Genomic DNA, 16,475 nt, shown 5'->3' on the forward strand with positions numbered 1-16,475 from the left:
CAAAAATTTTTGTCAGCCTATTTCTTAAATTTCAAGTGCTATTTGTTGTTCTTGTTGAAGTTGACTGCCTTCATTAAACTTGGCCAAAGCCGCATCTATCTCCTCTATCTCAGCTTCTTTTTCGACCAAGGGAGCCAAAACTTCATACTTGGCCTTTACAAGCTGGTACTCCTCTTCCTTTGGAAAGACTTTCTCAACTTCAACTTTAGCTACTTTTAACTTATCTCGTAAGTCCTTAACCATTTCTTCAGTCTTTTCTTGATCATCTATAATATGTTCGATGGCATTACTAATTCGTTGAATGGTTCCCACGTCTGATTTCAAATCAAGAGCGACTGTATATTGGTTATCGCCTACAATCGTTAAAGTAACGGTCTCTGGTAAAGGCTCACTAGGACCTCGTGTAGTCATTTTTAAATCAAATCCTCTAAAGCTGGCAAGTGTTCTGACTTCCTTGGTCTCTGAGCGGTTATAGGTAATGAGTTTTCGCAGGTAGTCCCCTGCTTCTGCACGATTATCCATTGCTTGATTGTCAAATCTCATGACAAAATCTTGCGACTTTGTTACCAAAGATTGGGCAATATCTTTATCATATTGACTCAACCGTTTTTCCATGATAGGGAGATGCTTCTCGCAATAGGAAACAGTGTGACGGTATTCATCTTTTGAGCGATTAAAAGCTCGTTTTTGATTTTCTAACACTGTCAGTTCATTTTCCAATTCCATTTTGAGTTTGAGATAGGGATTACCAGTGGCTAAAGCCTTAAAGTCTGATGCGGTCATGGTTTGTTCATCAATATCTTCTGCTGATCTCACAGGATCTTTTGAAGTCATAATCTGAGTGATGTATTTGAGCTTATTCTCCTGCGTCTGCCAGAGGTAATTGTCAAAGCTCCCTTTTGTAATATAGTGATAAATATCTACCTCCTGGTGCATGTTTCCCTGACGTATCAGTCGTCCATTTCGCTGGACAATATCAGAAGGACGCCATGGAACATCTAAGTGGTGGACAGCTTTCATGCGTGATTGCACGTTTAGACCCGTTCCACCTTTTTCCGTAGATGCCATGAGAATCCGTACTTCCCCACTATTGACCTTGCGTGAGAGAGAATTTTTCTTCTCATCAGTATTGGCATCATGCACAAAGGCAATTTCTTCTTTTGGTATCCCTCGATCGACAAGCAAGTCCTTAAGTTCATTGTAAACATCAAATCCTTCTTCCTTACTTTTAGGCGTTCCAATATCAGAGAAAATCATCTGAGTGGCTTTGTCTTCAGCTCCTTCACGGTAAATCCGCTCGACATTATCAACGACTTGAAGGATTTTCTGATTGTCTGATAAGGTATAAGCAGGGTCAATCAACCGCATATCAATGGCTAGTTTTCTAGCTTCCCCGGTTATCTTTAACATATTATCTCTACTTGGATCGACACTACCTGACTTGATAGCGTCTGAACGCTCTACCAGTTCTTCTAAATAGTATTTCTGAGCTTGCGTTAACTCGCTTTCCACCGCAATAATCTTAGCTTCAGGTACAGGTAAATCAAGCATATCAGAAGTCTGAATATCGGCGGTTTCCTTGTAAATACGCATTAGTTCGGGCAAGTTGACAAATTTCTTGAACCGTTTCTTAGGTTGATACTTATCACCTGTCGGGGCTAGTTCCATAGAGTTTTCGATATTCCCAAAAGCCCCAACCCACGAATCAAAATTTGATACCTGGTATCGTTCCAAGACATCGGGCTGAATATAATTCATCATAGTGAAAAGTTCACTAATGGAGTTCGAGACTGGTGTTCCCGTCGCGAAAACAACATTTCTATCTCCATGCTCTACCTGAACTTGTCTCACCTTCATCTCCATATCCACATTCTTTTTAGAAGTGGTGTTGGTGATTCCCGCGACATTTCCAAGTCCAGTGATTGGACGGATATTCTTGAAGTGATGAGCCTCATCCACAAAGAGAAAATCAATGCCAAGGTTTTCAAATTCGATAAAGGTATCTCGTTCCAGTTTTTGGAGTTCTTCCAACTGGTGTTCTAGCCCCTTAATCGAACGCTCCGCTTCTTTCACCGTATAATCACTGTCACTTCCTAGCTTGATTTCTCTGAGTTGCTCGAGTTTGTCATTGATATAGGCGACCTGTTTTTCACGACTCATCGGTATCTTCTCAAATTGTGAATCCCCAATGACAATGGCATCATAATCCCCTGTAATAATCCTAGACACAAACTGCTTGCGTTTGGCTTTGGCAAAGTCTTTCTTAGTGGTCACATAGACTTTCTTGGTTGGGAAGAACTTCATAATTTCTTGACCAAACTGAGCAGTCAAACTAGAAGGGACCACATAGAGAGGTTTATGCACCATTCCTAATTCTTTCAGTTTGAATCCTGCTCCAAGCATGGTCAAGGTCTTTCCAGAGCCTACCTCATGGGCTAGTAGGGCACGTTTCTCCTCCACAATCCGTTGAATGGCATTCTTTTGGTGGGGACGTAAGGAGATATTCTGGGCAAGTCCATCAATGGTTAAATGGCTACCATCATAGGTCTTTGATACTGTACGATTATAGAGACTGTTATAGGTGTCTTCAATCATCTGTTGGACTTCTGGATACCTTGCTACAAAATCTTGAAAGAGTTCTTGTAGGTGTGTTTCCTTGGCACGTAGGACCATTGTTTTCTCTACATCCGTCACATTCTTTTTCTTATCCCCTTCGACAACTTGTTTTGTGATCGTTGGTTGATTGGAATTCAGGAGATTTTCAAATATTTTACGGCCACTATCATAGCGTGAACCAGGGACACCTAAACTCCTATCCGTTGCGTTGGAATAGGTGTAGGCAAACTTAGATTGGTAAGTGATAACTCCGTCAATGGGACTGACTTCAAGGACTGTTGCTACTTCTTGGTCTGACAGTTCATAGGCTTTCCCCATAAAGATTTCTTGGGCAAATTTTCCGTAAACAGACAAAGGAATCCAGCGTGAACCGATTCGATAATCAATGTCTGCTAAAGTAATGCGTGCTGGTTTGACTGTTTCTAGAAGTCCTGCATAATGTGACCAGTTAAAGTCCTGATTGTCTTGTTTGACGAATAGATCCACCACTTCTAACTTGGTAATGACATCACCGGACAGAAAGTCTTGGCGAGAAACATAGGACAGTTCCCCATTCAAATACTTCTCAGGATCAGGCATAATGAGGTCTCCTAGCTCCTCAATCAAAGTCATCTTCGATTCAACCTGATAGATAGACATCATATAAGCGAAATCAACACCACGTCCGTCAGCCAAGCTGGAATTTAAGGCATCAAGGGCAGTATGTACCTTTTTAACCTCTTTTTCGGGACGCACTAGAGCCTTTTCAAAGGCAAGGGATTTTGTATAGATAACAGACTTTCCACTTGGATCCAGACTTTCATCTTCCAAACTAGCAAGAAGCGAATACTTATCATCACTATCAAAAAGATTGCGGTTCACTGCACTGTTCAAATACCCATAGCGTTTGACAAAGCTATCATAGGTACGATTGAGTTTGCCTAACAAGTGGTTAAAGGTCTCCTTATCATAGTCATAATAGCGTTGAATGGCAATAACTTCTTGGTAGGCATTGCGAATATCGACCATTCCCTTAATCCGTGCCACTTCTTTATCAGACAAAGGAGCTTCATAGAAAACTGTCTTTTTATAATAACCCTTAAACTGACCACGTTTTGCTGCATCATCGGTCACATAAACATCCAGAGCAGTTCTATCAGTCACTTCTAAGGCATTAAAGCGATCAATCTGTTTTTGAGAATGCTTGGTGTCCCATGCTTTGAAGTTGCCCTCTTCATCGACATAGTAACTGATTTCTTCCGTCTTGGTTCCGACTCGAATGCCTTTGTTGTCTCGATAGTAAACTGTAGAACCCTGGTAACCAAAACTGTACTGACCCAGATTCTCCCTCATTTCAGCTGGAATAGAGGTATCGATGACTTGTTTGGTCAACACATTTGGATTAATGATGACCATATTTCTATCAATCTCTATTGGAGTCTTAACGTGATTTAGAGCAGTTTGGACACTTGCAAACAAGTCATCACTAGTCCCCTTAACTGAAAGTGTTCCACCGTTAAAGTTTCTAACTTCATAGATTCCTAGCACTTGGCTATTGTATTCTCCATCAAAGTAAGGATTGAGCCAAATGCGACTATCCTTGTCATAACGAATGGAACCTGAAAAGGCTAGGTCATCTTCCACATATCCCTTGTTCAAGTGTTTCTGGAAGAACAACATATCCGTTGTAACATTCGTTCCTGCAATGGCCTTAAAGGTAGAGTCAGGCAATCGAACCCCTCCAAGAAATTCAGTTGTCTCACGAATATCTTGTAAGATGTTTTCTGTTCGCTTATCCATGGTTCCTGTGGAAGAGATAATCGCTACTTGTCCACCATCATGGACCAAATCAAGTGACTTTTTGACAAAGTAGTCATGAATCATATAAGGCTTATCGTACCTGTTATCCGCAATTCGTATATTGGCAAACGGCACATTTGAAATCACCAAATCAAAACTATTGTCGTTAAAAGCCACCGTCTCAAAGCCCTTAATTTCAATATGGCTATTCGGGTGAAGGTGCTTGGCAATGGCTCCTGTAATGGTATCTAGCTCTACGCCATATAGCTCACTCTTTTCTCTTAAGTGTTTGGGCATAGCCGCAAAGAAATTCCCTGTTCCCATGGAAGGATCTAGGATTTTGCCACCTGTAAAGCCGTCTCTTTCCAACTTATCCCACATCTGATGAATCAGGGCAGGGTCTGTGTAATAGGCTGTCAGGGAGGACTGTTTCATATCCGAATACTCTTTATCAGTGACTAGGCTTTTCAGTTCTTCTCGTTCCATAGAAAATTTTGGATTATAGTCATCAAAGAAATCATTGGCAAGTCCACCCCAGCCTACATACTTGGCCAGCAATTCTTGTTCACTCGGACTTGCTTGACGGCGTTCTGCTTCAAGTATTTTCACCAAACGAATAGCAGCTATGTTTGTCTCAACCTTATCCCTAGCAGTTTTAGGGTAAAAATTCGTCAAATCTTCTGGGAAGTAGAAAGCCGTTGCTGGAATATCTGGAATCGATTCTACAAGCACTTCTTCTGGTACATAAATGGTTGGCTTTTCACTGTCATGACTAGCTTCTCCCGATTGTTCTGGATCCAAAACTCCAATGTTCTGAACAGCTTCATTAACGGATTGACTTGTTTCCTCTTCCAGAAATGAAAAAAGGTTTAATTCTTGGTCTTCATCGTCTAACTCTGTTTGTGGTTCTGCCTTTGGCTGATGAAGTGCCTGACTAACTTCTTCCCAGGTCCTCAAATAAAGAACTGGATTTTGTTCAATAATATCCGAAAAGTCATTGACTAACTCAATCCGAATCAAACCGTTCAATCGAGCATCGCTGACCGAAACGACCTCAAAGTCCTGTCCTTTATAGGAAACCAACGTCCCAAGCGGATAGTTGTCCAAAACCATCTGAACAAGTGGATTTACCTCAAACGCTTCATCAACTACTTCTTTTCCCTCAGCTTTCTCTAGCTTGTTCTTCCAATCTCTGAGGGTTAAATCTGGCTGATTGCCTTTATCTTTTTCAAATTGCTCCGCGTCTTCTATGCTAAGTTCTTGGTGTAAAAAGGCGTAGGCAACTTGTCGCAGCTCTTCAATGGAAAGCTGGCTACCAAAGAAAAATTCAATTTTTTCATGACTCAATCCCATTTGGAGTAGTTCTGTCGCAAGGGCTAGTTGAGTTACAGAGGCATTTGGATAGCCACCTAATAATGCAAGATCCGCATTTTTCAGATGAAAACGACCTGCGGCATCCAATAAAATACCGATTTGGTCTGATTCAAACTGAGATAGCTCAATCCCTAGCTGAGTCAATTTTTCTTGATTTTCTATCCAAATGGCTTGTCCAATTTTTTCTAATTCCTTTTCTTCGACTGTGGTCAGCGTTCGTTTCAGCTCATAGGGAGTGCCATCAGCTTCTAGATAGGTAAGTAACTCCTCGCCCTCAAAGACTGGTGTCATTTCCGTCTCAGTATCAAAATCACCTCGTCTAAAACTTGGGACTTTGGAACGTTCATTTCGAATTTGGTCAAAATATGTTAGAATCTCAAATTTACGTCGTAAAGATAACGCTTCATAAGCTGGCAGATGACTTGTTTTTCCTGTTTGAACATCTAGTTGAGACAAATCTACATCCAAACTAGCAATGATGAGAGAGCCATCTTCTCTAAATGATATTGCTTGATGAACACTAGCTTTGTGCTCATCACCAGTTTCTTCATTTTCTAGAACTGTTTCATCTACTTTTATTTCAAGCTCAGGCTCGTAAGTTAAGAGAAACTGTTCAATATCTCGACTAATCCGATCCGCTAAATTATTTGCCACACGATAAACATTGACCAAATTAGCTCCCCTACTCTTTTGTAATAGAGAATCTGGTGAAATAGTTTGATAGTGTCCATTGGAATCCAATAATTGAAAACGTGTAGCCAGATTGAACAAGGCCACTTCTATCACCAAGTCTTTTTCAGACGGCGATAGTTTGTCGAGTTTTTGGAGACCAGTTTGGCCGAAAACTTGTGTATAGGTCAATAGATCATGAGCAGTATCATAAGGACTAGCCTGGACAAAAGCTGAAACATCTGTCTCAAAGTGAAGTACCTGAACAGATCTTTTGATTCCCTGCCTATTGGTCATAAACTGATAAACGAGACTATCCCACTCCTCATCAAAATGCTCTGCTTGGTAATATAAAAACGCTTCAAGCAAGGCTCTATCACGAGGAATGGTTGCTCTCATCATTTGTAGTAAGACTTCTTGATTCATTATTCCCTCCCATTTTAAAAAGGCTGAGAGTGTTTCTCAGCCCTTTGTGTTAATCTAGGACCAAGGCTCGTTGGTCTCTTTCTTGTGGAATACCATCCATTACAGTTGCCACATAGTGTTGTAAGAAATGACTTTTCTGGTCTAGTAAATCTTTTTGCAAGGCAAGGCGAACCAAATCTCCAAAATAATCCTGACTAGAAATAGCCAAGTCCTGTTGAATCATGGCCTGTAAGGTTTCAAGGCTAAGTAGTGAATAATCGTCACTATCCAAAACCTCATACTGTTCCAAGGTGTCTGAAAGACTATTTGAGGACATTAAATCCATAATAAAATTAGAGCCTTCACCTGTTCGGTACAACTTTTCCAGAATGTCAGTCATATCTACCTGTACTTCATCCTGATAACTATCAACTTTAACTCGTAGCTCATCACTAATCAAGGATAGGTCATCCTCATCCATATAATCTTGATAAACCTGATTGAGGATTGTTCTATCAGAAATACTTAATTCCAAAGAGAGAAAGGCCTTGATAAACTCTTGGTAATCGACCTTCTCCATTTCAGACAAAGCCTCTTTCATGGTGTCAAAGTTCCAAGCCATCACACAACTCCTTTTGTGGGACTAGTGGTGAATTTCCAGATTGTAGCTCCTCTAAATCAGCTTGACCATCACCATCTGTGTCAACAGACTGCGGATTGGTTCCCAAAGCTAGTTCCTGAGCATCTGTCAAACCATCTTGGTCTGAATCCTTTTCATAAATAGTTTTTGGATTCATCTACTTCTCCTCCTTTTTCTTCAGTCCATAAGCCGTACCAAGTAGAATACCAGCTCCAATCAAGCCCAAAAGGGATTCCTGTTCCCCTGTATTTGGCAAAATGCTTGCTGGAACAGGCGGTTCAATAGTCTCAATTGGTGGTTGAGGTGGTGTGGGTTGATTTGGACTTGGTTCTTCAGGTTGAGGTGTATGTGTTACAACTGTATTTGAGCTGATGACATAGCCATTCACTGTATGGAGATAGGTATTCTCCACTTGACCAGTCGCAATCCGTTTCATCTGAAGGTAAACATCTGCCTGAAAGGCTGAATCATTAGAGATAGTCTCTAAGAAGGATTTATCAAATGAAATTGACACGAGTCCATTTTCTGTATCTACCTGCTGCAAGGTATATTTCGTGACTTCCGTTCCTTCTTTTAAGACAGAACCGTCTTTGAGGGTAACATCCGTCATCAGATAGCTGCGATAAACACCATTGTACTCATCATGCTTTTCATCATAGTTATCTTGAAAACCATATTCAAATATTTCTGTCGCACGATTACTTGGAATCATCGCTCCAACTAAGCGATAGTTAAAGATTTGATGCAAGGCCACTTCTTTCCCATCAAGGCTCTCATCTTTATGAGATAAGTCAATCACCACATCTTTTTGTGGGTCTAATTTTGGAACATTATTGACCACTGTTTCCGTGACATAGGCCAAGCCAAAATCAATCTGATAGGCTGTATTTTCATACTGACCACCTGTTTTGGTCAACTCATTTTTTACCGTCATCGGAAGCGTGACAACTAAGGTTTGACCAGTCTTCACATAGGTATCATAAAAGGCTTTTGGATCATCGCTACTAAGAACTTGAATGGCTCCATTAGGTATAAACTGACGTTTAGCCATGGCATCTTGGACGACTTCCGGAGCTTCTGACAAACTAGCGTAGGTGCTGACAGAGATACCAGATACACGATTGCCAGCCTTATCCAAAACTTGAATGCCATCAGGAATTAGGGTAAGGGCTTCTTCTGGGTAATCGTCTACCATGTAAAATCCCTTGGCAAGAACATCATCCGTCACGACCATGTCCTTGTATTGACTGTAATCCAAGACAATTTTGTAATAATTGACCGTATTCGGAAGAACAGTCTTTCCATCAATTGAAATACCTTCTTGATTGGTATTAGACTTATGTGGAGTTACTTTAGGGACAAAATTGGTCACCGTGTTGGTTTCATAGGCTTGCCCAAAGTCCACCTGATAAGCCACGTTTTCATAAGACTTCCCTGAATTAAGCATGGTTTCCAAAACCGTCATTGGAGTGACAATGGTAATATTCTCCCCCTTGGTCACATAAGATTCAAAAAAGACTTGTGGGGCCTCAGGCATGAAAACTTGAAAAGCTCCTTTAGGCTGAATTTTTTGTTTCGAAAGGGCTACTTGTAGCGTTTTAGGAGCTTCAGTTAATTGAGAATAAGACTTCACCGTGATTCCTGAAACTGTTTTGCCATCAGATGTGACAAACTGAATAGCTGCTTCATCCGGCAATAAAGCTTCTTCTGGATAATCATCCACAAAGTAAAATCCTTGTGCAATCTGAGAGTTGTCAGCTTTAATCCCTCGATATTGGTCCAAATCCCATGAGAGAGTATAGTGATTTTGAGTTCCCACTAGCATTGGCTTCCCATTGATATCCAATTTCTCTTTATTGAGGTTTTGTTTCTTAGGTTCTGGAGAAACAAGGGTGTTGGTCACTTCCTTGGTTTCATAGCCATTGCCGAAATCAACTTGATAAGCCTTGTTTGTATAGGTCTTAGTTTGACCATAGAGACTATCTTTCACCGTCATTTTGGTCAAAAGAGCTAAAGAAGTTCCTGTTTGAACATACTGGTCATAAAAGGCTTGGTTGTCATCCGGCAAAAAGACTTGAAAGGCACCTGTCGGTGTAATCTTAGCACGAGCCAATTTATCTTGAAGGTCTTTAGGGGCTTCATTTAGGGAAGCATAGTTTTTAACCGTAATTCCTGATACCTTCTGACCGTCAAGGGTTGTGATAGCAGTCCCATTTTCCACCACATCAAGCACTTCCTCTGGGTAATCATCCACAAAGAAGAAGCCTCGTGCAATTGTCTCTTTAGCAGAACGATCTCCCTTATACTGGTCCAAATCCCAAGTCAATCGGTAGTGGTTGGTTGTGCCAAGGGCTACGACCGTGTCATTAATGAGGAAACCATCCGCATTTTCATTGTTTTTATCTGGTGTAATGAGTGTGGTTATCTCCCCATCACCTGGTGTACGAACCGTCACAACATTTGAAGTGACTGTGTAAGCATTGGTTGTGCCCTTGTTCAAAAGGAGTTTGTAGCTATTGGAATAGGTTGCCCCATCATTTTGAACAGAACCATAGAGTTTTGGAGCGGTCAGTTGATAAACCTTGGTTAAATCTTTATTTACCTCCTGCAACAAGTTTTCCTTTGCGGTTAAGGTCACAAAGTTTTTAGATACATCAAAAGTCACTTCGTAGCCCCCGTTTTCAGCCTGTGTTTTTTCCAAATCAAAGAGATACCCTGCAGGCAAGTAGTCCTCAAACATGAGACTAGTCGTTTTGGCACGATTAGGAGATAGAGCTTCGACCGTTAAGGGATAGATAACCGTTGAATCTTTTGCGACAGTTTTATCATGAAGATTAGCTTTGTCACTATTGATCACTTCTTTCATAATCTCTGGAGTTGTCGTCAAACGGTACGCATGATAATGGATAGTCGGTACTTGTGGTGGTGTTGGAAGTTCTTTTGGAATAGGTTTAACAGGTAAGGTTACCTTGGTCAAAGTTAGACTAGGCTGCACCACTTCTTCCAAAGGCTTTGGCGTGAAGGTTACAGGCTTTTCTGGTGTAAAGGTTTTTGGTGTATAAACATCAGGTGTTACCGTAATCGGTTCTGGAACGGGTTCAAGTTCCACCGTTACATGAGGTTTGGGACTATAAGGTGTTACTGTACGTGCCACTGGTAGGGTATTTAAGGCAAACCAGTAAGACAATCCAACATTCTGTGGCATATCGCCCTGACCGAAGGTGACTGTATAGGTATTGCCTGATGTGACCGTTGAGACAATAGCTCCTTTATAAGCATAACGACTTGATGTGGTATCCCATTCCTCAGGTAAGTTCAAATCACTTGCACGGTTGGAACCCAAAGAACGGGCTAGACCTTCATTAGTCACTTGAACGGTTGAGCCATTAATCGGCACAAATTTCCCTGATGAATCTTTAACATATTCTAGACCAATGTCATTATGATTGAGGGACGAGTGTGTAAAGACACCTGGTTTTTCTTTGGAGAAGGTAACTTGCGAACCGTCTTCCAAGAAATACTTAGCAACTACGCGAAACTCCATCTTATCCGTTCGCCAGTCACCATTTCCATCATTTCGGTAGGCGATAAAGCCTTCGGTAGGATCATTTGGTACAACCAGCTTCACGGCAGCGGTTCCAGCTGGTGATACAAGGTTGGTAATATCGTAAGTCACACGGCTAATCTTTTTCCCATCAAATCGTGCATGTTGAAGATTTTGATAGTTAAAACTAAGGGTCTCACCTGTTTTGAAGCTATCATAGACAAAGAATCCTGTTGAATCCAAAATTCTTGAGTAGCCCCCAAGCATGGCATCGCCAGTTGAAATGATCTGATTAGGATTTCGGGTAATAGCCCCATGTTGTGCTTGGGGTTCACCATTATTGAGATTGAGGGCTTGAGCAAGGGCTTCAGAAATATAACCTTCTTCACCTTTTGAAATCTCGGCCAGGTCACGTTGATAGCGTTCCATTTCTTTGGCATTGTAGGCATTAATCGCTTCATTTTCTTTTCTAGCTGCGGCTTCTTTTTCCTGATTGCGTTTTGTAATGGCTTCAATCTCAGCTGCTCGATCTGAAACTAATTGTTGTTTCTCCTGATTAGCCTGTTCAACTGCGGCTTGGCCTGCACGGTTTTCAGCATCAACAGCTGCTTGACCTGCCTGATTACGCCTTTCAATGGCTTCATTATCTGCCTTTGCCTTAGCAAGTCCAGCTTCATTTTCTTTTTGAATGGCCTGGTTTTTCGCAACAATATCATCTGCCTTGGCTTTCTTTATTAGATAATCCGCTACAGCTTGCTCGTTAGTTGATTGAATACTTTCAACACCCTTGCCATAGTTTGTATAGTCAAGTACAGATGTCCCATTTCTTGATGAAACTACTTGTTCTTTTACTGTCACGTCAGCATCTGAATACTGGGATTTTAGGTCATTGACTTTGGCATCAACCCAAGCATTTGTCTCTTTACCAGTTTGGTTGGCCCCTTCGTAGGCCTGTGACAGCTCCTTGTTTTCTTGTTCAATGCGGGCTTTATTCGATTCATATGTTGCTTTATCAGCTTTGTAGGTTTCAGTAACTTCATTGATAACCTCAACTTGTTTTTGGGCATCTGCTTCTGCTTTAGAAATATGTTGGTTGGTCTCTGACGAAGAAGTTGTATTTCCTAAATCCATTGGGCTATCTTCAACCGTAGAAACACCTTCAGCCTTGGCCACTTCAACTGCTTGTGATACCGTATCATGTGGTACGGTGACAGCGATTGCACCATTAGATTGTCCAGTTGACCCTAAACTTTCAGTTTGTTCAGATACAGGGTTTGGTTGTGCTTCTGGTAAATTCGTGGCTGGATTTTCCGTTCGTTGAATGGTAGTGTCAACTGATGATGTGACTTCGTCTGCATGTGCAACCGTGCCTCCCCAAGCAACAACGGCAGTCACCATAGTTCCAAGGGCAACCGAACATAGCGTTCGATGTTTTTTACTCTTGCGAAAGACGTGTTTCTCGCCTTTTTCCTGATTGACAAGAAAGTGATGATTACATGTTTTGGTCATAAAGTGTCCTTCTTTTCTTTTATTCTCTAGCAACAATTTGTCACTCTTTCCTCATCATAAAAAAGAAGGCTTGATTTTGTTATCACAATCAATTCAGGGAAAAGAAAAAAGCCACCCATAAAAGTGGATGACCTGATTATCACCAAATCAATTTTTACATTAAGACGGCCAATTAACCTTTCTAACTTTAGCAGTCTTAAAGCGTTTCTTGTCAACAAGTTTCAGCTCTATTTCTCTACAATTTGTAATTAAGGTGTCGTTGATTTTAAGACTTCTTGGAAAGTATTGATTTCCTTGTTCATGTGATAATTCAACGGTGTAACTAATACCATTACTTAATTTGAAGACCACAAAATAAATATTATCTCTTCTAAATCGTTTACCAACTTTTCTATTCAAAATACCATCCGTTGTATAAAATTTACATTCCATCACATGTAACATTTGATAAAGTAGTAATGTACCAACGATTTTGAATTTATTTTCGTTAAACCATCCATTATCAGCCTTATTTAGACGCTGCAATGTCCAATCATCCTTTAATCCTTCAAAAATACTCCCTGCATTATTAGTTGGTAAATTGACATGATGATCTCTTGATAATCCTAATAGATGGGGAATAGAGGAATTTGGGACGGAGAGAACAATTTTAGGATAGTCCTCCATATTTGTCTGATAAACGTATTTGTACTGAGAAACATATTTCTCAATAGTATTGGCCAAACAAGACATATCGACATTGAGAATATCAATCTCTCCATCAAAGGTCTCGAGCCATTCCAAAGTATATGTCATTCTAATTTTCTCCTAAAAAAGAGAAGGAAGCAGGTGCTTCCTTCTCTTCCACGTATTGAGTTTCACCTCACGCTAGATATGCCCTATCTATTCCTCAAGGGTAGGCAGTCCTGCTATTCTTTTTCTCAACAAACAGTTTGAACTGAGTGCGGAGCCCACAGGCGGGTGCAGACCATATCCACTAGCCCACAAGTAATTTATAATCTTTATTTATCAATATTATACAGGATAATTCCTTATTTGTCAACACCTATGTTCACGCTTAAAGTTTAGATGAAATGACCACTTTGTCCTAAATATCATACAATATTTGGGACAAGAAGACAATTATTCTAATATTTTTATTTCGTCGTATACGCAAAACTCAAGCTACTATCCACCCCAGATAATTTACGGAAGGTGTAGTTTGGATTGCCATTATAGTTGGTTTCGGAGATAAGGAATGAGCCATCTGGGTAGACTTTTTCGACGAAAGCCACATGCCCGTATTCTGTTGGTGTGCCATGCCCACCACCCGCAAATGAGAGTATAGCTCCTGCTTTCGGAGTCGTGCCTGTTTCACCACCGAGGCTTGCGGCTGTTCGTACCCAATCTTGGCCATTGCCCATGGTACTGATAATTGGAATCTTCTCACCATTCTTACCTTTGAGTTTTAGACCCAGTTGGTTGATACGGGCTGCGACTCCCCACGTACATTGACCGTAGGCATAGCCCATACCATCACCACCTCCTGGAATAGAGTTTTCAAAAAGATCTCCTCGTACAGCTTCAAGTGCTTTTGGATCGCTTTGTGCAGTCCCACCGTTGGGTTGACTAAAGCCTTTTTCAATTTGGTAATACCACTCACTTGCTCGTGTCTGACGCTCAAGTAGCTTATCCCCTGAATTTCCTTCCCAGTAAATGAGAAAGAGTTGGGCAAGACTAGCTGGACTTCCTGAATTTTTGAAGAAGTCCTTTAACCAGTTAGTGTAATAAGGACTATCCCCATGCAACATGAAATCCAGTTGTAACCCCAAGTCATACCACTTTTGATGTTTTCCTTTGGCATATTCGAGCAATAAGGTATGTCTGCGTGAACCATCTGCGGTATCTGTCCATTGTCCTAAGCCTAAACCACGTTTAAGAATATTTGGGTAACGTCCATTGTATATTGTTGGACCATTAAGTGAAAGCCAACCCTCATCATCCCACGAACTGTCTGTCGCACCAATAGGGGGAGATAGATAGTCGCCCTCTGCACGCTTGGGATTAATAGAGGATTCTACCGACCAATTTCCTAAAATGGCTGCGATAGCTTGATTTGTCGCACCTTTGCTTTTGAGATAGTCATAAATAGCCTTTGCTCTCTCGAACTCGTCGCCACCAAATTGACCGATAGTTGGAAGAATGGTGGTCTGAACCTGGATCACATTCGGAAAGTAGAAAGCTGGATTGACATAGACCAACTTATCCGTGTCATCATCAACCTTTTGATAGGTGACTTTTAGACCAGTTCCATCCTTGGTCTGACCAATAATGTCTCCTGCCAAGACTTGTTGATGTTCACTCACACGACCTGAATGAATGCCAAACAAGGTTAGTTTAGTCTTATTGACTCCCTTACCAGATGTCAAAACAACGTTCTCCCCATCAAGAGATACCTTGCCATCCATCGGAGCCACAATGACTTGACCTTCTTTTGCTTCTAAGATGATATGGTGATGAAGCGTTGGTTTTTCATCAATGACCTCATAACCATATCGGTATAACATACTTAAACTATCTTCATCGGTCTGTCCCTGGAAGGGATTGTCCAATTCTTGAAGGACTAAATAGTTGCCTTCTTCGGTCAATTCCTTTAGCTCTTCTTGGTCCTCATCTGACAGCTTGTAAGCAGGTTCTTTATACAAGTCAGACATGGATTTAATAGAGTCTCCACCATTTAAGTCCGTCCAGACTTGACTGAGAAATACTTTGTAGGTCGCACCACCTGTTTCCATGACATCGTCAAGCTTGTAGTCTTGGTATTGATGATTCATGTAAACCATGACCTCATCAATCTTGGTGTAATAGGTAATCCCTTTTTCGTTAGTTCTCGTATGCTCCGCATCTTCCCACGTCATGTGGGTATAGGCCTTGGTCAATTCCATCTCATCTTGTTGAATGACACCGCTTCCTGAGACACTCATGAAAAAGCTCATCATCAAAAGGAGTATCAAGAGAAGGCCTGAGACAATCCAAGTCAAAGGATTTCCCGCGATTGCAGAAAAGAAGGTCAGACTTCCCTTAATGGCTTGGGCAATCCCCTTAACTCCTGCTAGACTGTGCTTTTTGGCATGCTTTAAAAAGGTTCGGTAGCGTCTTTGTGGTTTAAGAGGTTTCTGCCGTATGAATCCTTTTCCCTTTTTGAAGTTTTGGAATCGTTCCTTTCCATGAGCCACTTTCGTCTTTGTAAAACGCACACCAGTCTGTCCACTTTTCACCGCCACTTTACCTGCTTGATAGGTAAACCTGCCATAGCGTCTGGCTTTCAAACTAGTATCCTTTAAGGTTCTTAGACCATCTAAATCATCATCCTGTGCCACCAGGTCAAGCGATTCAGAGGCAGCTAAGCCTAATCCAGCTTTGAACTTGGTGGAGTTTTTCTTAGACTTTTGGACTTTCTTGAGTTGTTTGACCTCACGTTTGGCAGAACTTACTTCTTTTTCTGCACTGAGTCGATCAAATGACTTTTCTTGGTGAAATTGAAAGCGAGACTTCAAGGAAGTAGTTTCTTTTTGGAAAGTAAACTTGGAATCAACTGCCTGTTGTTTCTCACTTAGTTTCACTTCTGACAAATGTTTTCTTGCCGTCCGCAAACGTTCTTGGGCATGTGGAAGTCGATAGTTCTTGATTTCCTTTACCTTCAACAGTCTAGGAGACACATAGGTAATTTCCTTTAGAAACTTCTCATCTGCTTCCTTTTGGCTACTGAGTAGATTTTCTTTTAACTCTGTTTTCTTTTCCTGAAAAAGAGAATTCTGAGCTGGTTTTCGAAATCGTCCTTTATTAGGAACAGTCTGTTTTAAGGCTCTAACTTCTTTCCGATAATGCATACGAGCTGATTTTAAGTTGCTTCGAAAGTTTTGCCTGGCTTGTTTGACTACCTTTTTATCCTCTTTCATC

General features: G+C 41.1%; 6 protein-coding genes. All 6 read right to left on the bottom strand.

What is annotated here, in order from left to right:
- Nucleotides 1-24: 24 nt before the first annotated feature.
- The 6 genes from ACHBIF_RS01775 to ACHBIF_RS01800 all read right to left on the bottom strand — a co-directional run bounded on the left by ACHBIF_RS01775 (nucleotide 25) and on the right by ACHBIF_RS01800 (nucleotide 16,474).
- Nucleotides 25-6,864, bottom strand: coding sequence for an SNF2-related protein (locus ACHBIF_RS01775; protein WP_394718255.1), 6,840 nt, complete (start codon nucleotides 6,862-6,864; stop codon nucleotides 25-27).
- Between the two features lie 49 nt (nucleotides 6,865-6,913).
- Nucleotides 6,914-7,465, bottom strand: a complete 552-nt coding sequence (locus ACHBIF_RS01780) for a hypothetical protein (protein WP_012775120.1) — start codon at nucleotides 7,463-7,465, stop codon at nucleotides 6,914-6,916.
- The gene (locus tag ACHBIF_RS01785; RefSeq protein ID WP_011922455.1) at nucleotides 7,449-7,640 is read right to left on the bottom strand and encodes a calcium-binding protein; all 192 of its coding nucleotides are present in this window, start codon (nucleotides 7,638-7,640) and stop codon (nucleotides 7,449-7,451) included. Before ACHBIF_RS01785 ends, ACHBIF_RS01780 begins: the two co-directional genes overlap by 17 nt.
- Nucleotides 7,641-12,536: an SspB-related isopeptide-forming adhesin gene (locus ACHBIF_RS01790; RefSeq protein ID WP_394718258.1), complete on the bottom strand. Its 4,896-nt coding sequence runs from the start codon at nucleotides 12,534-12,536 to the stop codon at nucleotides 7,641-7,643. It lies immediately after the preceding gene.
- A 159-nt stretch (nucleotides 12,537-12,695) separates the two neighbouring features.
- A complete protein-coding gene (locus tag ACHBIF_RS01795) occupies nucleotides 12,696-13,331 on the bottom strand; it encodes a hypothetical protein (RefSeq protein ID WP_044684044.1) in 636 nt (211 codons plus the stop codon).
- A gap of 341 nt (nucleotides 13,332-13,672) precedes the next feature.
- Nucleotides 13,673-16,474: a phage tail tip lysozyme gene (locus tag ACHBIF_RS01800; RefSeq protein WP_394718261.1), complete on the bottom strand. Its 2,802-nt coding sequence runs from the start codon at nucleotides 16,472-16,474 to the stop codon at nucleotides 13,673-13,675.
- Nucleotide 16,475 lies beyond the last annotated feature (1 nt).

Source organism: Streptococcus sp. A11 (genome assembly GCF_043674225.1).
GTDB classification, from domain to species: Bacteria; Bacillota; Bacilli; order Lactobacillales; family Streptococcaceae; genus Streptococcus; species Streptococcus suis_V.